Annotated in this window: 18 protein-coding genes and 1 riboswitch; of the genes, 4 read left to right on the plus strand and 14 right to left on the minus strand. The window is 61.1% G+C overall.

Translation table 11 applies throughout. The features are described from left to right. From AC02Y0_RS00270 to epmA, 5 genes are all read right to left on the minus strand, one after another. Window positions 1-909, minus strand: a complete 909-nt coding sequence (locus AC02Y0_RS00270; protein WP_476381479.1) for an amino acid--[acyl-carrier-protein] ligase — start codon at window positions 907-909, stop codon at window positions 1-3. Between the two features lie 4 nt (window positions 910-913). Beyond that, window positions 914-2095, minus strand: coding sequence for an acyl-CoA dehydrogenase family protein (locus tag AC02Y0_RS00275; RefSeq protein WP_476381481.1), 1182 nt, complete (start codon window positions 2093-2095; stop codon window positions 914-916). Next, window positions 2095-2346 (minus strand): acyl carrier protein, encoded by a 252-nt coding sequence (locus AC02Y0_RS00280; protein WP_102021760.1) that lies wholly within the window; start codon window positions 2344-2346, stop codon window positions 2095-2097. Before AC02Y0_RS00280 ends, AC02Y0_RS00275 begins: the two co-directional genes overlap by 1 nt. Window positions 2347-2506: 160 nt before the next feature. After that, a complete protein-coding gene (locus tag AC02Y0_RS00285; RefSeq protein WP_476381483.1) occupies window positions 2507-3553 on the minus strand; it encodes a lysine-2,3-aminomutase-like protein in 1047 nt (348 codons plus the stop codon). Further along, window positions 3546-4613, minus strand: a complete 1068-nt coding sequence (gene epmA / locus AC02Y0_RS00290; protein WP_476381485.1) for an EF-P lysine aminoacylase EpmA — start codon at window positions 4611-4613, stop codon at window positions 3546-3548. The genes AC02Y0_RS00285 and epmA overlap by 8 nt, the downstream gene beginning before the upstream one ends. A gap of 137 nt (window positions 4614-4750) precedes the next feature. Here epmA and efp point away from each other — a divergent pair, with 137 nt between their 5' ends. Then, window positions 4751-5320 carry an elongation factor P gene (gene efp, locus AC02Y0_RS00295; protein WP_476381487.1) on the plus strand — a complete coding sequence of 190 codons (570 nt, stop codon included), beginning with the start codon at window positions 4751-4753 and terminating at the stop codon, window positions 5318-5320. A gap of 152 nt (window positions 5321-5472) precedes the next feature. Here efp and AC02Y0_RS00300 read toward each other — a convergent pair whose 3' ends face one another. Continuing rightward, window positions 5473-5703 (minus strand): YdcH family protein, encoded by a 231-nt coding sequence (locus tag AC02Y0_RS00300; protein ID WP_076397817.1) that lies wholly within the window; start codon window positions 5701-5703, stop codon window positions 5473-5475. Between the two features lie 101 nt (window positions 5704-5804). Between AC02Y0_RS00300 and AC02Y0_RS00305 the strand changes: the two genes are divergently transcribed. Further along, window positions 5805-6731: a hydrogen peroxide-inducible genes activator gene (locus AC02Y0_RS00305; protein WP_476381489.1), complete on the plus strand. Its 927-nt coding sequence runs from the start codon at window positions 5805-5807 to the stop codon at window positions 6729-6731. Window positions 6732-6767: 36 nt separating this feature from the next. Here the strand turns inward: AC02Y0_RS00305 and AC02Y0_RS00310 are convergent, their stop codons facing one another. Both AC02Y0_RS00310 and AC02Y0_RS00315 read right to left on the minus strand, forming a co-directional pair. Next, window positions 6768-8252, minus strand: coding sequence for an NAD-dependent succinate-semialdehyde dehydrogenase (locus AC02Y0_RS00310; protein ID WP_476381491.1), 1485 nt, complete (start codon window positions 8250-8252; stop codon window positions 6768-6770). Window positions 8253-8255: 3 nt separating this feature from the next. After that, complete coding sequence (locus tag AC02Y0_RS00315; protein WP_476381493.1) at window positions 8256-9536, minus strand: 4-aminobutyrate--2-oxoglutarate transaminase; 1281 nt, start codon at window positions 9534-9536, stop codon at window positions 8256-8258. A gap of 185 nt (window positions 9537-9721) precedes the next feature. Here AC02Y0_RS00315 and AC02Y0_RS00320 point away from each other — a divergent pair, with 185 nt between their 5' ends. Next, window positions 9722-10501, plus strand: coding sequence for a cupin domain-containing protein (locus AC02Y0_RS00320; protein WP_476384114.1), 780 nt, complete (start codon window positions 9722-9724; stop codon window positions 10499-10501). A gap of 66 nt (window positions 10502-10567) precedes the next feature. Here the strand turns inward: AC02Y0_RS00320 and AC02Y0_RS00325 are convergent, their stop codons facing one another. From AC02Y0_RS00325 to AC02Y0_RS00350, 6 genes are all read right to left on the minus strand, one after another. Beyond that, entirely contained in the window at window positions 10568-11992 is a 1425-nt protein-coding gene (locus AC02Y0_RS00325; protein ID WP_476381495.1) for an efflux transporter outer membrane subunit, read from the minus strand. A gap of 127 nt (window positions 11993-12119) precedes the next feature. Next, complete coding sequence (locus tag AC02Y0_RS00330; protein WP_476381496.1) at window positions 12120-15239, minus strand: efflux RND transporter permease subunit; 3120 nt, start codon at window positions 15237-15239, stop codon at window positions 12120-12122. 41 nt (window positions 15240-15280) lie between these two features. Then, entirely contained in the window at window positions 15281-16492 is a 1212-nt protein-coding gene (locus tag AC02Y0_RS00335; protein ID WP_476381498.1) for an efflux RND transporter periplasmic adaptor subunit, read from the minus strand. Between the two features lie 138 nt (window positions 16493-16630). Next, on the minus strand, window positions 16631-17293 hold the full coding sequence (locus AC02Y0_RS00340; RefSeq protein ID WP_476381500.1) for a TetR/AcrR family transcriptional regulator: 663 nt from the start codon (window positions 17291-17293) through the stop codon (window positions 16631-16633). A 17-nt stretch (window positions 17294-17310) separates the two neighbouring features. Then, complete coding sequence (locus tag AC02Y0_RS00345) at window positions 17311-18255, minus strand: phosphoribosylaminoimidazolesuccinocarboxamide synthase (RefSeq protein WP_476381502.1); 945 nt, start codon at window positions 18253-18255, stop codon at window positions 17311-17313. A 135-nt stretch (window positions 18256-18390) separates the two neighbouring features. Then, complete coding sequence (locus AC02Y0_RS00350; protein ID WP_476381504.1) at window positions 18391-19074, minus strand: energy-coupling factor ABC transporter permease; 684 nt, start codon at window positions 19072-19074, stop codon at window positions 18391-18393. Window positions 19075-19124: 50 nt separating this feature from the next. Further along, window positions 19125-19339: riboswitch (cobalamin riboswitch) on the minus strand. A gap of 150 nt (window positions 19340-19489) precedes the next feature. Between AC02Y0_RS00350 and AC02Y0_RS00355 the strand changes: the two genes are divergently transcribed. After that, a complete protein-coding gene (locus tag AC02Y0_RS00355) occupies window positions 19490-19702 on the plus strand; it encodes a hypothetical protein (protein ID WP_476381506.1) in 213 nt (70 codons plus the stop codon). Window positions 19703-19797: the final 95 nt, after the last annotated feature.

Genomic DNA, 19797 nt, shown 5'->3' on the forward strand with positions numbered 1-19797 from the left:
TCAACCCCAGAGCGTCTTGCGCACGGCTTCCGGCCAGGAGGCGACGGCGAGGCCATGCTGGGCGAAGAGGGCAAGCGCAATGCGCTCCAGACCGAAGCCGACACAGGCGGTGTGAGCAACGGAGCCGTCGGCGAGTGAGAGGCCCCATTTCTGGCCAAAGGCGTCCTGGTGGTAGTTGAAGCTCATGCAGGCGGTCTTGTTGGCCTGCGAGGTGACCGGGATGAGCAACTCGAACTTCAGGTTCTGGTCGCGCTGGTTGTTGGCAAGCAGCTTGCCGGCGCGGCCGAAGAAGGGGTCATTGGCGACGTCGATTTCGACGTCGAGGCCGATTGACTTCATCATCTCGACACCGCGATCCATCCAGGTCTGGCGGAAGGTCGTGACGTGAGCTTCGGTACCCATGCAGACATATTCGCGCATGCGGAACAGCTGCTGACGGGCCGGATCCTTGGACGGTTCGTGGCGGAAGCAGTAGGACTGCAGGTCGAAGAGGCCGCCGTCCATGGAGATCGGGCCGCGCTTGGCGACGGTCGGATAGAGCGGGTAGCAGGCGGCCGGGGTCAGCGCGATGTCGGTCGCCTTCTGCTCCTTCGTCCAGTCCTTGCCCTCTTCCATGCACTGGAGCAGGCTCATGTGGTCGTGGTCATTGCCGCAGAAGGAATGCACGGTGCCCGCGAGCTGCGGGAAGCTCTTCATGTAACCGCTCTTTTCGAAATAGGCGCGGTTCATGCCGGGCGGAAAACGAATGGCCTCGGCGCCATCGGCGCCGCCGATCTTGTCGATCAGGCGCTCAAAGGCGGCGATGACGTCTTCGAACTGGCCGCTGCGGCCATAGAGGCCGTCGACGCCCGTGTCGATGAGAAGGCCGCTCTCGAAGAGGCGGTCCAGAAAGCTCACCTGCATATCCATTTGGTTACCCCAACAATCCGGTTTCTTGCTTGTGCACGAGCAGCATGGTCGACGAGTTGCCGAGAATGCGGTCGTTGGAAATCATCAGTTCGGCGGAATGCGCATCCCGCAGATGGCGGCCGAGGCTGTAGGGCGTGCCGTTCTTGTAGCCCATGATGCCGCAGATCCTGAGCGCCTGATGTATGACCGGCAGGATCATCTCGGAGGAGGCGATCTTGACGTTGTTCATCGCAACCGCAAAGCCCATCGAGGATAGACGGTCGGGATCTTTCAGGGCCTGCTCGTAGGAGGTGAGACCCGACTGGATGTTGGAGCGGATCACCTGAAGCTGGCTCGACATTTCGGCTAGCTGAACAAGGCCTGGAGGCTGGGTGCCCGGCGCCTTGCGGGCGGCAGCGCGGATGAAGGTCTGGGCCTTGGTGAAGGCGTCCACGGCGATGCCATACCAGAGCGCGCTCCAGAGCAGATGCGAACTCGCGAGCATGGACTGGGCGGCGATCTCGGCGAAGGGTTTGGGCAGGATCTGTTCTGCGGGTGCCTCGCCCTTGAACAGGAAGCCATCGGAGCAGGTGCCGCGCATGCCGAGCGTATCCCAGACATGGGTCTGCTCAAGCGTGTATTGGTCTTTCAGGAAAACCGTCATTACCTGATCGGTCGGCGGGGCGTCCTTGCGGGCGCGCGATGTAATCAGGATGGCGTCGGCATGTTTGCCGTAGGAGATGACGGTCGCGTCCTTCTCCAGCCGGCAGTGATTGCCGTCAACCTCTATGGCACAAATCGAATTGCGCAGGTTGCCGCCGATGCCGCCTTCGGTGGTGGCGGATCCCAGCAGGAATTGGTCGGCGCAGATCCGGCGCATGAAGTCGCGGTGCCAGGACGCATCGTTGCCATGGGAGACGAGGCTCGACACCTTGATCTGGTGCATGGCGAAGATCATCGCGCTTGCGGCGCAGCCCTGGGCCATGATGGTGCAGAGTTCGGCGATCTCAGAGGTGGAGCGACCTTCGCCGCCGCAATCCACGGGGATCTGGATTCCCATCAGTCGCTCTGCCTTCATGGCGTCCACGGCTTCTTTCGGAAAGCGGCCGGCCTTGTCGACGTCGTCGGCATGCATCGCGGCGATGGCCGCGATGCGGGACGTGCGCGCCTTCAGGCTCTTGTCCGTCGATGTGGAGGAGAGGTCCATCAGGCGACCTTTCTGTCCCCGACGATGGTAGCGACCGTCGCCTCGATGGCGGCAATGCTGGCGAAGGACTTGCGGTTCAGGAGGTGGTCGGGGAACTCCATGTCGAAGGCTTCTTCGAGGCCCAGCATCAGCTGGACGGAGGCGAAGGACGACAGGCCGGCGGCATAAAGGTCAGCTTCGTCTGCAAGCGTCTCGACGGCGACGGGAAGGCCACCGAGTTTGGCCAGCAACGTGCGAATGGTTTCGTTCATCGTTTTCCCTCCGATCGGACGTTCGAAATCTATTGAGCGATTTCTTACAGAGGAAAGACGAAGTTTCCGCTAAGCGTTTCGGTAAAATCAGAATGAACGGGCTGCATCAGCCGGCGGAAAGGAGCTGGTTTTCGCGGTTTCGGCTGCAATCAGGGTCGAGTTAGCCCTTGTAGACGTGTTCTTTGCCGTGGCGGTCGAGAACGATGTATCGATTTGGTTCAACTTGGCGCAGGCTATCCGTACCGATCTCAACCTTGCCGTGGCCGCCCGGCAGGTCGAGGATGTAGTGCGGAATGCAGAGGCCGGAGAGCTTGGTGCGCAGGTCTCGCATGATGGCCTGGCCCTCGGCGATGGTCAGCCGGAAATGCCCGGTGCCGGGCGCCATGTCGGGATGGTGCAGGTAATAGGGCTTCACGCCGATCTCGACAAAACCGCGCATGAGATCCGCAAGCGTATCGGCATTGTCGTTTACGCCTTTCAGCAGAACGCTCTGGCTAACCAGATGCACGCCCGCTGCGACCAGACGGGTGCATGCCTGGCGAACCTCTGGCGTGAGTTCGCGCGCATGGTTCACATGCAGTGCGAGATAGAGCGTCTTGCCGCCGGTCTGCAGGGTCTCGGTCAAGGCTTCGGAGATGCGCGCTGGATCGACGGCCGGAACTCGCGTGTGGATGCGAACGATCCGGACATGGGCGATCGTTGCGAGCTCCTGCATGACCTCGCGCAGGCGTCGTGGGGAGAGGATCAGCGGATCGCCGCCTGTGAAGATCACTTCCCAGATCCGCTCGTCGGCGCGGATGTAATCGAGTGCCGCCTTCAGGGCCTCGGTTGAGAGATTGCCGTCGCCCTGTGGCCCGACCATTTCGCGGCGGAAGCAGAAACGACAATAGACCGGACACGTATGTACGAGCTTGAGCAGGACCCGGTCGGGATAGCGGTGCACGATGCCTTCGACCGGCGAATGCGGATGGTCGCCGATGGGGTCTGCCCGCTCGTCGGGATGTTCGACAAGTTCGGCGGCCGTTGGCACATATTGGGCGGCGATCGGATCGCGAGGGTCGTTGGGATCGATCAAAGCCCGAACGGTCGGCGTCAATGCGATGGCGTAACGTTCGGCGACGGCATCAAGCTGCGTTGCCTCAGCCGTCGTAACAAGGCCTTTGGACAGGAGGTCGCTGACACTGCGCAGGGTGGTCGCCTCAGCCAAGATGCGTCTCCGCGACCGGCGCCCAGATCACCTGGTCGATCCTCAATGCGCCGGTTGCCAGCATCACGAGGCGGTCAAAGCCGAGCGCGATCCCCGATGCTTCCGGCATTTCTTGCAAGGCTTCGAGGAAGTCCTCGTCGAGCGGATAGGTTTCGCCGTAGACGCGCTGCTTCTCCGCCATTTCTGCATCGAAGCGCCTGCGCTGTTCGGCCGGGTCCGTCAGTTCGCCGAAGGCATTGGCAAGCTCGACACCACAGGCATAGACCTCGAAGCGTTCTGCAACGCGCGGATCGTCGGCGCAGGGGCGGGCAAGGGCTGCCTCGGCGACAGGGTAGCGGTCTAAAATGGTGACGCGGCCGTTGCCGAGGTTCGGTTCGACCTTTTCGACGATGACGCGGCTGAACAGGTCCGCCCATGTGTCGTCGTCGGCGGCTCGCATGCCGGCCGCCTGCACCTGTGTCAGCAGCGCGTTTCGATCCGTGCGGCCATCTGCGGCAATGGTGGCCAACAGGTCGATGCCGGCGTGGCGAGTAAATGCGTCTGCCACCGAGATGCGTTCCGGTTCCGCGAATGGGTCAACGGTCTTGCCGCCAAAGGCAAATTGCTGCGTGCCCGCAGTCCGCGCAGCGAGCGCAATCAGATCGGCACAGTCCTGCATCAGCCGTTCATAGCCCGCGCCGACGCGATACCATTCCAGCATGGTGAATTCCGGATGGTGCAGGGGGCCGCGTTCCCGATTGCGGTAAACATGGGCGAAACAGACGATTTTCGGCTCGCCGGCAGCCAACAGTTTCTTGCAGGCGAATTCCGGCGATGTGTGCAGGTAAAGAGGCACAGCAGATCCATCGTGGCCGATCGCTTCGGTTTGGAAGGCATGCAGATGGGCTTCGTTGCCGGGCGAAACCTGCAGGGTCGCAGTGTCGACCTCCACGAAGTCGTCCCCGGCGAAATGCGCGCGGAAAGCGGCCTGGATCCGATTGCGACCGATCAGGAAAGGGCGACGGTCCGCATGCACGGAAGCGCGCCACCACGGAGGGGATGATCGGCGGCTGTCAATCATGCCGGAATCTCGGTCCATTTCTCAACACGGGCTGGCTATTTTACCGGATTTGGGTTAGTTGCGCCCGAGAAATTCATAGAGGTCCGTCGGGACCGCCGTCCTTTACGACGGGTCTTACGCAGATACAAGGAATTCCAATGGTCAAGATTATCGCCTCGTCCGTGCGCAAGGGCAATGTCATCGACGTGGACGGCAAGCTCTACGTCGTGCTGACTGCCGAAAACTTCCACCCGGGCAAGGGCACGCCGGTCACCCAGGTCAACATGCGCCGCATCGTCGATGGCGTGAAGGTTTCGGAACGCTGGCGCACGACCGAGCAGGTCGAGCGCGCGTTCGTTGAAGACGTGAACCACCAGTTCCTCTACGAGGACGGCGAAGGCTTCCACTTCATGAACCCTGAGAACTACGACCAGGTCGTGGTGGACGTCGAGACGATGGGTGATCAGAAGGCCTATCTGCAGGAAGGCATGGTCTGCATTCTGTCGATGCATGAAGGCATTGCGCTTGCTCTGCAGTTGCCGCGTCATGTCACGCTGGAGATCACCGAGACGGAGCCGGTCGTCAAGGGCCAGACGGCGTCGTCGTCCTACAAGCCCGCGATGCTTTCCAATGGTATCCGCACCATGGTGCCGCCGCATGTCGACGCCGGCATCCGCGTCGTCATCGCGACCGAAGACAATTCCTACGTCGAGCGCGCCAAGAACTAAGAGCTGTAGCTCGACCGATACCTAAAAGCCCGGCGTGGACCACGCCGGGCTTTTTGTTTGCTCGTCATTTCCCCTAATGCCGGCGGGGCGCAGGGTGCCCCGCCGGCCGTTCTCGCCGGTCACGCTCGCGCCATCACGGAGCGCTTACGTGATCAGCGTCCGGCGAGAATGGGACTGCCGAAGTTCGACGCCTTGGGGCGGGCGGCAGTTGCCTTCATGGCATCGCCCCGCTCGAGCAACATGATCTGCTCCTTCAAGTGCAGCTTGATCTTCTTCAAGGCGCGGACCCTGATGCCATCAGGCTGCGGACGGCGCTGTTCCTCGTCAATCTTGGCGGCGACGATCGAATGGCGGGCTCTCAGGGCTTTGAGCAGTTGCTTCATGGCGATCTCCTTTCGTGCCTCACCTATATGACCCGCCTTGATTGATTGTTCCAATTCATTGATTATATAAAACTGATAGTTTTTCTCTATGAGGTTCGGCAATGCCTTTTCGACCCAGTCACCGGCAGTTGGAGTATCTCGTCACGCTGGGCGAGACAGGGCACTTCGGCGAGGCCGCAAAGCGTTGCAATGTCTCGCAGCCGACGCTCTCGGTGCAGGTGGCGCTGCTTGAGAAGCAGCTCGGAGTGACGCTGATCGATCGCATGCCCGGACAGGTCGTGCCGACGCCCGTCGGTGCCGAAGTCATCACGGCTGCGAAGGTCATCCTTAATGGTCTCGATGAAATCCGTGCGGTTGCGACAGGATCGAAAGCTAATCTCGGCGGTGCCATCCGGCTAGGGGTCGCACCCTCGTTCGGACCCTACTTCCTGCCCTATCTCCTGCCGCCGCTGCACAAGCGCTATCCTGAGCTCAAGATCTACATCCGCGAGGATCGGCCGCGTCAGTTGGAGAAGGCAGTGCTGCAGGGGGAGACGGATTGTGGATTGGGACCTCTGCCATCTTCCGAAGACGGTTTCGTCTCGCTCCAGATCTGCCGGGAGCGGATCCTCCTCGGCGTGCCCAAGGCGCACCGGCTGGCTGCGTTCGACACGATTTCGCCGGATGAGCTGAAGGGCGAGAGGCTGCTCACGCTCGGTCCGGGGCATCGCTTGATGGATGAGGTGAGGCGTCTCGCCGACATGTCGGGTGCCACGCTCGCCGAAGAGTACGAAGGGTCGAGCCTCGACGCGATCCGCCAGATGGTCTCGATCGAGATGGGTCTTTCGCTTTTCCCGGAACTCTATGTGCGATCGGAATTTGCCAAGGAGGACGGGATCAAACTCCTGACGATCGAGCATTGGCAGGGGGTGCGGGATATCGGCTTCTTTTGGCGGCAGGCGTCTGCTCGGCAAAGCCACTTCGAGGCACTGGCCGAACTTGGCCACTCGGTGGCGGATCGGATCTTTTCACCGAGTGAGCCGGAATGAAAATCCCCGGCGCTGGGCCGGGGATCTCGCATGCGATCAGGCGATGCCGCCGAGGCAGATGTACTTGATCTCGGTATAGTCATCGATGCCGTATTTCGACCCTTCGCGGCCGAGACCCGACTGCTTGATGCCACCAAAGGGTGCGACTTCCGTCGAGATGAGGCCGGTGTTGACGCCGACCATGCCGTATTCGAGGGCTTCCGCGACCCGGAAGATCTTGGCGATGTCCTTCGAGTAGAAGTAGGAGGCGAGGCCGAACTCTGTGGCGTTGGCGAGTTCGACGACTTCGTCTTCGGTCTCGAACTTGAAGAGAGGTGCCACCGGGCCAAAGGTCTCTTCGGTCGCGACCTTCATATCGGTGGTCACACCGGTGAGGATCGTCGGTTCGAAGAAGAGTTCGCCAGCCGAGGACGGCTTGCCGCCGAGGGCGACCTTGGCACCCTTGGAGACGGCATCGGCGACGTGTTCCTTGACCTTGTCGATCGCCTTGGAATCGATCAGCGGGCCGGTCGTCACGCCTTCGGCAAAGCCGTTGCCAACCTTCAGTTGGCCGACCTTTTCGGCGAGCTTCTTGGCAAACGCGTCGTAGATGCCCGACTGAACATAGAGACGGTTGGCGCAGACGCAGGTCTGGCCGGCGTTGCGGTACTTGGAGATCATCGCACCTTCGACCGCGGCATCGAGATCCGCATCATCGAAGACGATGAAGGGCGCATTGCCGCCGAGTTCCAGGCCGAGCTTCATGATCTGGTCGGCACCCTGGCGCATCAGGATGCGGCCGACATTGGTGGAGCCGGTGAAGGTCAGCTTGCGCACCTTGTCATTGGCGCAGAATTCCTGGCCGACCATGGCTGCGTCCGTCGAGGTCAGTACCGAGAACAGGCCGGCAGGCAGGCCGGCGCGCTCGGCGAGGATCGCAAGGGCGAGTGCCGAAAGCGGGGTCTGGGCGGCAGGCTTCGATACCATCGCACAACCGACGGCGAGAGCCGGGGCAACCTTGCGGGCGAGCATGGCATTCGGAAAGTTCCACGGCGTGATGGCGCCGACGACACCGACCGGCTGCTTGATGACCATGATGCGCTTGTCAGCCTGATGGCCGGGGATCGTGTCGCCGTAGACGCGCTTGGCTTCCTCGGCGAACCACTCGACGTAGGATGCACCATAAAGGATTTCGCCGCGGGCTTCGGCCCAGGGCTTGCCCATTTCCATCGTCAGAATGGTTGCGAGGTCGTCGGCATTGGCGACCATCAGGTCGTTCAGTTTGCGCAGGACAGCTGCGCGCTCCTTGCCGGTCTTCTTCGCCCAGGCCTTCTGTGCGGCATGTGCCGCATCGATGGCCTTGCTGACCTCCGCCTTGCTCACATCAGGGAGAACCGCGATGACTTCCCCCGTTGCGGGGTTGGTGACCTCGAAGGTCTTGCCCGACTGGCTTGCGGCTAGCCAGTCATTGCCGACCAGCGACTTGTCCGTCGCCAGTGTCGGATCCTTCAGTTTGTCGGTCAGAACTTTCGAAATGGTCATGCCTCAGGCTCCTGCTGCAACTTCACGGATCGAGGCTTCGATCAGATCGAGCGCCTCGTTGAAGACCTCGTCCTGGATGGTGATCGGGGCGAGGAAGCGGATGACGTTGCTGTAGACGCCGCAGGTGAGAAGGATCAGGCCCTTCTCCAGCGCCTTCAAACGCACCGCATTGGTGAAATCCGCATTCGGCTTGTCGGTTCCCGGGACCTTGAATTCGACGGCGTTCATGAAGCCGAGACCACGGATATCCATGATGTGGGGTACATCGGCGCGGATCGCTTCGAGGCGCTGCTTCAGCCGGTTGCCGAGCTGGTTGGCGCGGTCGCAGAGTTGCTCTTCTTCGATGACGTCGAGAACGGCATGGGCGGCTGCGATCGCCAGCGGGTTGCCGGCATAGGTGCCGCCGAGGCCGCCGGGGCCGGGGGCATCCATCAGTTCGGCGCGGCCGGTGACAGCCGAGAGGGGGAAACCGCCGGCGAGGCTCTTCGCCATCGTCGTCAGGTCCGGAACCACGTCGTAATGCTCCATGGCAAACAGCTTGCCGGTGCGGGCAAAGCCTGTCTGCACTTCGTCGGCGACAAGCAGGATACCGTGTTCGTCGCAGAGTTCGCGCAGTGCCTTCATGAGGGCGCGCGGAACATCATAGAAGCCACCTTCGCCCTGGACGGGTTCCAGGATAATGGCTGCAACGCGCTTCGGGTCGACATCTGCCTTGAACAGCTTGTCGAGTACGTCGAGAGAGGTCTCGACGTCGATGCCGTGCATTTCGAGCGGGAAGGGCACGTGGAAGACGTCGCCCATCATCGGGCCGAAGCCGACCTTGTAAGGAACGACCTTGCCGGTCAACGCCATGCCGAGGAAGGTACGTCCGTGGAAACCGCCGGTAAACGCGATGACTGCTGAGCGGCCGGTGGCGCAACGGGCGATTTTGATGGCGTTTTCGACGGCTTCGGCGCCTGTTGTCGCGAAGATTGTCTTCTTTTCGAAGTTGCCGGGTACGATCTTGTTCAAGCGCTCAGCGAGCGCGACATAGTTCTCGTAAGGGACGACCTGGTGGCAGGTGTGCGTGAAGCGATCGAGCTGGGCCTTGACGGCTTCGACGACCTTCGGGTGACGATGGCCGGTGTTGAGAACGGCAATGCCGCCGGCGAAGTCGATGTAGCGACGGCCTTCGACATCCCAGATCTCCGAGTTCTCAGCCTTGTCGGCATAGATCTGCGTGGTCATGCCAACGCCGCGGGAAATGGCGTCATTCTTGCGGGCTGAGATTTCGGCGTTCTTCATCGTTTTCGTCCTGTGCGAAGGGTTGCCAGCGGCGTCGCATCCGACTGCGATCACGCGGTTTCATATTTCCTACATTTTTTCTGTAGACTTGCAATATGCTTTATCGGCATTATCACCCGTGACTGCGACATTTCCTTGGGGGCAGCGTGGACGACATCCGGTTCAAGATTGCAGAAGCTGCCAGAATGGCGGGCGTCTCGCCCTCCACGCTGCGGCTGTGGGAAACGCAGGATCTGATCCAGCCAATCCGTACGGCCACGGGGCAGCGGCTCTATGACCGGGCGCTGGTGGATCGCCTGAAGCACATTGCCTGGTTGAGGAGTGAAAGAGGCCTGAACCCGGCAGCAATCCGCGAGAGCCTGCGCGAAGTTTCCTCGGAGGCCGATGAAGACGTTGTCGAGGGTGAGGATGATGCCTCCGATATCCGCCCTGGCACCCGGATCCGTCGCTTGCGGCGCGAGGCTGGCAAAACGCTGGAGAGTGTTGCGCAGGCGACGGGGGTTGCGGTTTCACAGCTGTCGACGTTTGAGCGCACCTCCCAGGGCCTGTCCTTCACGGCCCTGCATGAGGTCGCGCGCCATCTCGGCACGACACTGGCCTCGCTTAGCGGCCAGGAAGAGGGGAGGGGCGGAGAATCCCTGATCCGCGACGGCAAGTGGGCTTCATGGCCCACCACCTCGTCCGGTGTTGCCGTGCAAGTGCTGGCCGAGGGCCGGAACGCGATGGAATGCAACCGCTTCCAGCTGGCGCCCGGTGCATCGAGTGAAGGTGCCTATCAGCACGAGGGCGAGGAGTTTCTCTACATGCTCTCAGGCAGCCTTGAGATCATTCTTGATGGCGACAAGTTCTTCGAGCTGAATGCCGGGGACAGCTTCTATTTCGAGAGCCGCAGGCCGCATTCCTGGCGGAACATCTCGAGCGGCGAAACCGTGCTTATCTGGATCAACACGCCGGCCACTTTCTAAGTCAGACAAAGAAAACCCGGCGACCGTTTCCGGTGCCGGGCTCTCATATGGTTTGGATGTCGGCGCTTAGTTGCTTGCGACTACGGTCTTGGCGCCATCCCAGGCATAGCCGCCGCCGATGGCGACGTTCAGGGACACGTAACCATTCGCCAGCTGCTGGACGGCCTGGGCAAGGTTTGCCTGGGCGCTTGCGACGTTGCGCTGAGCATCCAGCACGTCGAGCAGCGAGGAAGCGCCGTCACGGTAGCTCGCGGTGGCGAGCGACAGGGCTTCTTCGTAGGAGCGGACGGTGGCGGTCAGGGCGGATACCGTCTGGCGCGTGCGGCTGACGGCAACGAGTGCGTTCTCGACTTCGGAAACGGCGTTCAGCACGGTCTGTTTCCAGGCGAGATAGGCTTCGCGAGCTGCGGCTTCATTCGCCTTGATTCTGGCGAGGCGAGCCCCGGCGTCGAAGATCGGCAGGTCGAGGCTCGGACCGAAGCCCCAGGACGTTGCCTTGCCGCTGGCAGCCGATGTCGCGACCAGCGTCGGCGAGATCGAGCCGCTGAGCGAGATCGACGGGTAAAGCGCTGCTTCGGCGACACCGATTTCGGCAGTCGCGGCTGCGAGACTGCGTTCGGCAGCGCGGATGTCGGGGCGGTTGCGGATGAGGTCGGCGGGAACGCCGGCACTCACGCCGCGGCGTGCGTAGGGCTGGGCCGCGCCCTTCTGAAGGTCGGCGAGCAAGCTGGTTGCGGGCAAGCCAAGCAGCAGCGAAATCCGGTGGACCGACTGGCGGAAGGAGATTTCGAGGGCCGGGATTTCGGCGAGCGTGGAGTTCACCAGACCTTCGGACTGGACGACGTCCAGACGCGAGGCGGCACCTGCTTCGAGCTGAAGGCGGGTCAGTTCAAGCGTTTCGCGGCGCGATGTCAGGTTCTTGCGGGCGATCGCGATGCGCTCCTGATAGTAGCGCGCATCGACATAGGCCGATACGACGCTCGACAGGAAGGTCAGGCGCGCCACGTCAGCGCTTGCATAGGCTGCGTCCAGCGAAGCCTTCGCGCTTTCCTTCGACCGGCGATACTGGCCGAAGAGATCGATCAGCCACGAGACGCTGGCCGTGCCAGTCGATGTGTTGGTCGTGTCGCTGTCACGGGTCGAAAGCGCGCCGCTTGCATTGGTCTTCGAAACCTGATGGTCGGCAGCTACGTTGAGCTGCGGGAACGCAGCAGAGTCGGCCGATTCGAAATTGGCTTCCGCCGAGGTGATTCGTTCAATTGCCTGGAGGACGTCGAGGTTCTGGGAGAGGCCCGTTTCGACCAGGCCGTTCAACCGGCGGTCGTTGAAAGCGGTCCACCAGGGAGCCAGTGTTACGTCCGCTGCGGCACGCGTGCTGCCCTCGGAAAACTTGACGGGGAGTGTCGTTTGAGGGGCCTCGTGATCGGGTCCAACGACACAACCGGAGAGGAGGAGCATTGCGAGAGGTGCGGCAGCGCGAATTTTCAGCATCACGTTTTCCTGTAATTGTCCCCCGGTCGAGCCGCGAAGGTTCTATTGATACCTTTGCCGGCGACCGCTTTACTCACGCAGGCTACCGCAGCAGCCTACGCAATAATTCCTTAACGTAGTTTGTCAATCACCCCTTAGACAGCTCTTCTTTCGGTTTTGCACCGCCGAAGAGTTGCCGAATGATCACGAAAAACGACGGTACGAAGAAGATTCCGAGCGCTGTAGCGGTGAACATGCCGCCAAGAACGCCAATACCGATCGAATTCTGCGCCGCAGAGCCTGCGCCCGTTGCAATTGCCAGTGGCACAACGCCCAGTATGAAGGCGAGAGACGTCATGATAATCGGACGCAGTCGGAGCTTTGCAGCTTCGAGTGTTGCATCAATGACACTCAATCCGGCAGCCTGGCGGTCTTTGGCGAACTCCACGATGAGAATCGCATTCTTCGCAGCCAGGCCGATCGTGGTCAGAAGACCGACCTTGAAATAGACGTCGTTCGACTGGCCGAAGAAGTATGCCGCGGCCACTGCGCCGAGCACGCCCACGGGAACCGCCATGATGACCGAGAACGGAATCGACCAGCTTTCATAGAGTGCGGCGAGGCAGAGGAAGACGATCAGAACCGACAGCGCGTAAAGCAGCGGTGCCTGGGACCCGGACAGTCTCTCCTGGTAGGAAATGCCCTGCCACGCGACCGTGTAGCCGCCGCTCATGTTGGCGGTGAGCTGCTCCATCGTATCCATGGCCGTGCCCGAGCTTACGCCCGCACCTGCTGCACCTTCCATCGAGATCGCACCGACGCCGTTATATCGGCTAAGCGTCGGGGCACCGCTGATCCACTCCGTCTTGACGAAGGAGGAGAAGGGGACCATCTCGCCGGTCGAATTGCGGGCGTGCCAGTCGTTGATTGCGGTCTCCTGCATACGATAGGGCGCATCACCCTGAACGTAGACCGGCTTCAATTCTCCGTTCAGCGTGAAGTCGTTCACGTCGCGGCCGGCGAAAATGATCGACAGCATGCTGTTCACGGTCGCCACGTCGAGACCCATTGCGCCCATCTTTTCCTGGTCGAGCAGCAGCTTGAGCTGTGTTTCGGCCGGTGGGTTGTTGGTGCGCAGCGAGCTGACATTGGCGTCGGCGCTGCCGGCCTGCATCAATTGCTGGGCCGCTGCCGTCAGTGCTTCCGTGCCGTTCTTTCCGCTGTCCACCAGATACATCGAGAAACCACTCGATGTGCCGAGACCCGGGATTGCCGGCGGCTGCAGCGGGAATACCTGAGCGTCGCGCAGGGTGAAGAAGTAGCCCATGGCGCGCTGGACGACTGCCGAAGCGGCAAGCTGAGGCTCCTCGCGCAGCTCGAAATCCTTGAGCTTGGCGAAGACAAGGGCGTAGTTCTGGCCCGATCCGGTGAAGGAGAAGCCCGAGACGGAGAAGACGTCCTGGATCGCGTCCTTTTCCTTGTCGAGATAGAAGTCCTCGATCTTCTTGATGATCTCTTCCGTGCGCGTGACCGTGGCGCCGTTCGGCAGCTGCACGATGGTCATCAGCACGCCCTGATCTTCTTCCGGGAGGAAGGAAGAGGGAAGGCGCAGGAAAAGCCAGCTCATGCCGCCAATGACGATCGCGAACATCAGCATGACCCGCAACGGGCGCTTCAGCAGATAACCGATCGAGGACACGTAGCCACCGGTCGCACTGTCGAAGTTGCGGTTGAACCACGCGCCGAGGCCGCGCTTCTCCTTGTGATGGTCGATCGGCTTGAGCATCGTTGCGCACAAGGCCGGTGTCAGCACGATGGCCACGAGAGCCGAGAGCAGCATGGCCGAGACGATCGTCACGGAGAACTGGCGATAGATGATGCCGGTCGAGCCGCCGAAGAAAGCCATCGGGATGAAGACGGCGGTCAGAACGAGAGCGATGCCGACGATCGCGCCGGTGATTTCGCCCATCGACTTCTCTGTCGCCTCAAGCGGGGAGAGGCCTTCCTCCGACATGATGCGTTCGACGTTTTCCACGACGACGATGGCGTCGTCGACAAGGAGGCCGATCGCAAGCACCATGGCAAACATGGTGAGCGTGTTGATCGAATATCCCGTCAGCGCAAGGATGCCGAATGTTCCGAGAAGCACCACGGGCACTGCGATCATCGGGATGATCGTTGCGCGCAGGTTCTGGAGGAAGACAAGCAGGACCACGAAGACCAGAACGATGGCTTCGATCAGCGTGTGAACGACCTTTTCGATCGACAGCTGGACGAAGGGCGTCGTGTCATAGGGATAGGTGATGACAACGTTTTCCGGCAGCGAAGGCGCGATCGTCTCAAGCTGCGACTTCACGCGGGCGGCCGTATCAAGTGCATTGGCGCCGGTCGCAAGGTTGACGGCGAAGCCGGTTGCCGGGTTCCGGTTGGAGCGGGTCTTCGTGCCGTAGCTTTCCTGGCCGATCTCGATACGGGCGACGTCGCTCAGGCGCACCGTTGCACCGTCTGTTTCCGTCTTCAGAATGATGGATTCGAAGTCAGAGACAGACTGCAACTGGCTCTGTGCCGTCACCGTTACGGTCAACTGCTGGCCTGCCGGAGCCGGCTGGCTGCCGAGAGCGCCAACGGAAACCTGCGTATTCTGGGCCTGGATCGCCGTGGTGACGTCCGTGGGTGTCAGCTGGAACTTGTTGAGCTGGAACGGGTCAAGCCACACGCGCATGGCATAACCAGTGCCGAAGACTTCGATGCTGCCGACGCCTTCCAGACGCTTGATCTGGTCCTCGATCTGCGAGGAGAAGATGTCGCCGAGTTCGACGTTGCTGCGTGCACCGTCCGTCGAAACAAGGGCGCCGACGAGTAGAATGCTGGACGTGGAGCGCGTGACCGAGATGCCGGCCGTCTGGACGATGTCCGGCAGCTGCGACTGGACGAGCTGCAGCTTGTTCTGAACCTGAACCTGGGCGATTTCCGGATCGATGGAGTTGCCGAAGGTCAGGGTTACGCTCGCGGAGCCGGTGCTCGACGACGAGGTCATGTAAGTGAGATCGTCGAGACCGGTCATGCCGTCCTCGATGATCGAAGTCACGGACTTCTCGACCGTTTCGGCGCTGGCGCCGTTATAGCTTGCCGAGATCTGCACCGTCGTCGGCGCGATTTCTGGGTACTGAGCGATCGACAGCGTCGAGATCGCCAAAGCGCCCCCGAGCATGATGATGATCGCGATCACCCAAGCGAAGATCGGGCGACGGATGAAATACTGGGCCATGGGTTATCCTTTACGCCTCTGTTGCCTTGCCTGTCGCACAATTACGGTTGTGCAGCAGGGGCGGCAGCCGGAGCCGCGGTCTCTTCGACGATACCGTCCGCGTTGATCTTCGCTTCGACTGGCTGGACAGGTGCCCCATCGCCGATCCACTGGAACCCATCGACAATCAGCTTGTCACCGTCGGAGATGCCGGAGGCGACGAGCCAGTTGCTGCCCGAGACCTGTGCGTCATCGAAGATGCGTGTCTCGACCTTGTTGTCAGCGGTGACGAACTTTGCCGAAAGCTCCCCGTTGGCGCTGCGGGTCGCGGCGCGCTGGGGGATCAGGAAGCCTTCTTCGGTGCCAACGCTGACGGTTGCCCGGACATACATGCCCGGCAGGATGAGGCCATCCGGGTTGTCGAAGACTGCGCGGATGGAAAAGGTACCGGTCGTCTGGCTCACGGCCATTTCCGACATGTCGAGCTTGCCGACGACCGGATATTCATGGCCATTTTCAAGGGTCAACCGGATGTCGGTCGCGCCATTTTCGGTGCGGTTGATACGGCCAGCAGAGATTGCTTCGCGAAGACGCAGGAGATTGACGCTCGATTCCGTCAGGTCGATATAGATCGGATCCAGACGGCGCAGCGTCATCAGCGTGTCGGTCTGGTTTGCCGTCACCACGTTGCCGATCGAGTAGCGCGATGCCGTCGTCACGCCTTCGAAGGGCGCGCGGATCTCGGTCAGGGCAAGTTCGATCTCGGAGGAGCGCAAGGCGGCTCTCGCCTGGGCGACATCAGCTTCCGCCTGGAGGAGCGTCACGCGGGCGTTTTCCAGCTCAACCTGGGTCGCGCCGCTGCCGACGAGACGTTCCTGGCGTGCCAGGTTGGATTGCGCGGTCGGCACACCGGCCTCTGCCTTTTGCAGGCTCGCCTGGGCCTGTGCCTGGGCTGCGCGGTAGGTGTCGTCCTCGATCTTGTAAAGGAGATCGCCTTCCTTGACCTCGTTGCCTTCCTTGAAGGCAATTTCCTTGATCACGCCGCTGACGCGCGGACGGATCTCTGCCATCTGGAATGCGGCGGCGCGTCCCGGGAGTGTCGTGGTCAGCGTCTGCGGTGCCTTCTTCATCAGCACCACGCTGACGGCTGCGGGTGGCCGCTCGCCGTCGGGGGCTCCGCCGCCGGGGTTCTGGGCCGTTTCCTGATCGCTGCAACTCGCGAGTGCCGCGGTGCAGGCAAGAAGAACAGAGGCGAACTTGAGGCTTCGGCGCATGGAACATCCCAAAATATGGCGGTCGTTCAAGGTGAGGGCCGCTTACGCCAGGAGATTATGTCCCCTCGACACAGAACACGGCCCGACCGTCTGACACGATGGCAGGTCTCGATGGAAAGTGACGTAATCCAGGTATCGTCACTTAACAAGTGGCAAGCGCATGGCTGCGTCGATCAACGCGACAACATCCTTGCATCGTGTTGCCATAATGTCAGCCTTTTCCAATCCTGTCATGACAGGATGAATGACGCAGGACAGGGCATCGAACGCCGAATTGGCTAAACGGGGAATGTCGGTCACGTGGTAGCAGCCCTCGCGGATACCGGCGTCGATGATGTCGGCGATCATTTCGACGACCATCTTGCGGAAACGGTCGCCACAGTCGAGCTCTTCGGTGATGGTCACGAGGATCATCTCGAAGACGAATGGCGCATCCAGCCGGCCGGAGACATGTTCCTGCATCAGATGGTGGGCAAGCGCATACAAGCGTTCGGGTGCCGGACGGTTCTGTGGCAAGCCTCGCAGGGACGCGACCGTCTCCTCGATGGCGCGTGTTGCGATCGCATCGACGAGACTGGTCTTGGTGCGGAAATGCTTGAAGACATTCGCCGGCGACATGGAGAGTGCTGCCGCAATGTCGGCGATCGCGACACTGGCGTAACCATGGGTGCGGAATAGGCTTTCGGCCGTGTTCAGGATCTCTTCACGGGTTTCCTCGGCAGATTTGCGCGGGCGGCGAACTACCTTGGCTTTTTCAGGCCCTGCACAGCTGCCTGGTGGGGCGCGATAACCGTGATCCATGACGTTTCGGCCTCCTCCTAGCCGATGTAGCGCACCAGATTGTCGTGGACCCGAACCGAAGGGCTCTCGCCACTGTCATCAGGCACGAAGGTCTCACCGGTGATCGCTTCATAAGCCTTTATATAGACCTTGGAGGTCTCTTCGACCAGCGACTGGGGGATTTCCGGGATTTGATCGACATAGGGGTCGCAGCGCTCAGCGACCCAGGCCCGGACGAAATCCTTGTCAAAGCTCTGCGGGCGCTCGCCCTTTTCGAAGCTCGACGGATAGCTTTCAGCGATCCAGTAGCGGCTACTGTCGGGTGTGTGGATCTCGTCTGCCAGGATGATCGTGCCGTTCTCATCCGTGCCGAACTCATATTTGGTGTCGACGAGGATCAAGCCGCGTTCCGCGGCGAGCTGCTGCCCGCGTGCAAAGAGCGCAAGGGCGTAGCGCGACAGGGTTTCCCACTGCTCGGCGGTCAGGAGCTTCTTCTCCACGATTTCGGCCGGTGTCAGCGGCTCGTCATGGCCACCGTCGAACTCCTTGCTCGTCGGCGTGATGATCGGGGTCGGAAGCTTCTCGTTGTCGCGCATGCCGTCGGGAAGGGTGATCCCGTACATCTGGCGCTCGCCCTTCTTATAGAGAGTGAGGATCGAGGTGCCCGTCGTGCCGGCGAGATAGCCGCGGACAACAATCTCGACGGGAAGGATATCGAGGCGTTTGCCGACAACGACATTCGGGTCCGGATAGGCGATCACATGGTTCGGGCAGATGTCGCTGGTCTTGTCGAACCAGTAGCGCGCGGTCTGCGTCAGAACCTGGCCCTTATAAGGTATGCAGGTCAGAATACGGTCGAAGGCGCTCAGGCGATCGGTCGAGATGATGATGCGGCTTCCGTCCGGCAGGTCGTAGTTCTCACGCACCTTGCCACGATAGTAGTTCGGCAGTTCCGGGTAATGGGCTTCGGACAGGACGCGCATTGTTATCCTCGAGGTCTTCGCGATCGGAGCACGCTGTAAAGGTGCGGTTTCTGCCTCGCGGTACCCGAAAGCGGGGGCTGTTTCAAAGAAAAAGCGCATGGCATGGGCCATGCGCTCTCTCAACGTCATCTTATATCAGGTCGCTGCGTGGTGCAGGCGATCGTTGAAGAACCCGTTGTCGGTTGCCTTGCGCAGTGTCTTGGCGGCGGCGAGAACGCCGAGGTCGACGAGCGGTTCGACAAGGATCACCGTCATATAGGCGGCACCGAAAGTGGCGATGCTGGTCAGGCTCTCGGTCGTGAAGCCATGACCATAGAGAGCCCAGAACGCGACCCAGGCGACGATGCCGCCCTGATAGGTGGTCGAAAGAGCGAGCGCATCGCGGTAGCTGACGTCAACGTAAGCCTTCTTCTCCGGGATGATCCGGCGAGCGATGTGGCTGATGGCAAACAAGGGCACGATCAACGTCGTGACGTTCATTCCATACTGCGGCAGATCGAATGGCGCGAAGAACAGCCCCTGCAGCAGGAGACCAAGTGCCAGACCGATCGAGGCAGCACCGGCGCCGAAGATCAGGAACAGCGTCGAGCCAAGGATCAAGTGCACCTCGGATACACCGACCGGATGGTGTGGCAGAACCTCGAAGAAAGAGAAGACAAGAGCCGTCGTCAGAAGTGTCCTGCCGGCAAGGCCTGATGGTGATGCCTTCGCCTGCAGGTCGTCCTTCGCCATCTTGGCCATCAGGCCAAAGGAAAGAGCTGCGGTGGCATAGCTGAGTGCGAGTTTGGCGCCGTCGACGACGCCGGGTTCAATATGCATAACAATGTCCTTTCGTCCGCGCCCACCGCGCGGGAAGAGTAATGCCGTGTTCACGGCGCCAAGTGATGGCAGGTCTCCTGGCTCACGGGTCAGGGCTTCAGTCCGCCTTATCAGCACAAGGCCAATGGCATGTCGGACGTCGCTCACCGTTCACAGTTGCGGGGGCAGCCACGGTTTCGGCCCCTGATGGGTAGTCCTCACCGTATTCCCTCTTCGTCCGCCCGTCGGGTCTTGTCCGGGCGAAACCATCACAGAAGAAACTTAGGCCTCTCATCTGATTGATGTCCAGCGGTTTGCGACACCATCAGCAGCAATTGCTGCAGGGGATTGGCAATTGGCAATTTGCCACATTGCCGGATCCGGTGGCCGAAGCTTACCTGAGCGCCGATACGACGAGAGAGAGAAAGAGAGAGCGATGGGTGCATTGATTTACAGAGTGCCGCTGTTTGGCTGGATGCTGAAGGAGGCGGTCCAGGGGCCGACCACTGCCAAGGTGCTCTTCGTGGCGAACCTGCTGATGGTCTGGATGCTTGCCATTCTGGCCTTTGGCTATCCAGCGATCATTATTCCGGCGCTTGCAGCTGTGCCCGCGATGTTCGTGGTGCTGTTGCTGATCACCAAAGGGTAAAGCGAAAAGCGGGCCTTTTATCCGGACATGCCGGTCCCCATATAGGAGTGAGAGACCTGAAGCTGGTGGGTGATGGCACTTCTGAGCGAGAGAGC

This window comes from Allorhizobium sp. nf9_anc (genome assembly GCF_056323085.1).

Coding starts and splice junctions, on each gene's coding strand:
- AC02Y0_RS00305 (WP_476381489.1), top strand. CDS start 5,805: ATGCCTTTTCGACCCAGTCACCGGCAGTTGGAGTATCTCGTCACGCTG.
- AC02Y0_RS00335 (WP_476381498.1), bottom strand. CDS start 16,492: ATGCGCCGAAGCCTCAAGTTCGCCTCTGTTCTTCTTGCCTGCACCGCG.
- AC02Y0_RS00340 (WP_476381500.1), bottom strand. CDS start 17,293: ATGGATCACGGTTATCGCGCCCCACCAGGCAGCTGTGCAGGGCCTGAA.
- AC02Y0_RS00345 (WP_476381502.1), bottom strand. CDS start 18,255: ATGCGCGTCCTGTCCGAAGCCCATTACCCGGAACTGCCGAACTACTAT.
- AC02Y0_RS00330 (WP_476381496.1), bottom strand. CDS start 15,239: ATGGCCCAGTATTTCATCCGTCGCCCGATCTTCGCTTGGGTGATCGCG.
- AC02Y0_RS00270 (WP_476381479.1), bottom strand. CDS start 909: ATGGATATGCAGGTGAGCTTTCTGGACCGCCTCTTCGAGAGCGGCCTT.
- AC02Y0_RS00310 (WP_476381491.1), bottom strand. CDS start 8,252: ATGACCATTTCGAAAGTTCTGACCGACAAACTGAAGGATCCGACACTG.
- AC02Y0_RS00350 (WP_476381504.1), bottom strand. CDS start 19,074: ATGCATATTGAACCCGGCGTCGTCGACGGCGCCAAACTCGCACTCAGC.
- AC02Y0_RS00325 (WP_476381495.1), bottom strand. CDS start 11,992: ATGCTGAAAATTCGCGCTGCCGCACCTCTCGCAATGCTCCTCCTCTCC.
- efp (WP_476381487.1), top strand. CDS start 4,751: ATGGTCAAGATTATCGCCTCGTCCGTGCGCAAGGGCAATGTCATCGAC.
- AC02Y0_RS00280 (WP_102021760.1), bottom strand. CDS start 2,346: ATGAACGAAACCATTCGCACGTTGCTGGCCAAACTCGGTGGCCTTCCC.
- AC02Y0_RS00315 (WP_476381493.1), bottom strand. CDS start 9,536: ATGAAGAACGCCGAAATCTCAGCCCGCAAGAATGACGCCATTTCCCGC.
- AC02Y0_RS00300 (WP_076397817.1), bottom strand. CDS start 5,703: ATGAAGCAACTGCTCAAAGCCCTGAGAGCCCGCCATTCGATCGTCGCC.
- AC02Y0_RS00355 (WP_476381506.1), top strand. CDS start 19,490: ATGGGTGCATTGATTTACAGAGTGCCGCTGTTTGGCTGGATGCTGAAG.
- epmA (WP_476381485.1), bottom strand. CDS start 4,613: ATGATTGACAGCCGCCGATCATCCCCTCCGTGGTGGCGCGCTTCCGTG.
- AC02Y0_RS00320 (WP_476384114.1), top strand. CDS start 9,722: ATGGCGGGCGTCTCGCCCTCCACGCTGCGGCTGTGGGAAACGCAGGAT.
- AC02Y0_RS00275 (WP_476381481.1), bottom strand. CDS start 2,095: ATGGACCTCTCCTCCACATCGACGGACAAGAGCCTGAAGGCGCGCACG.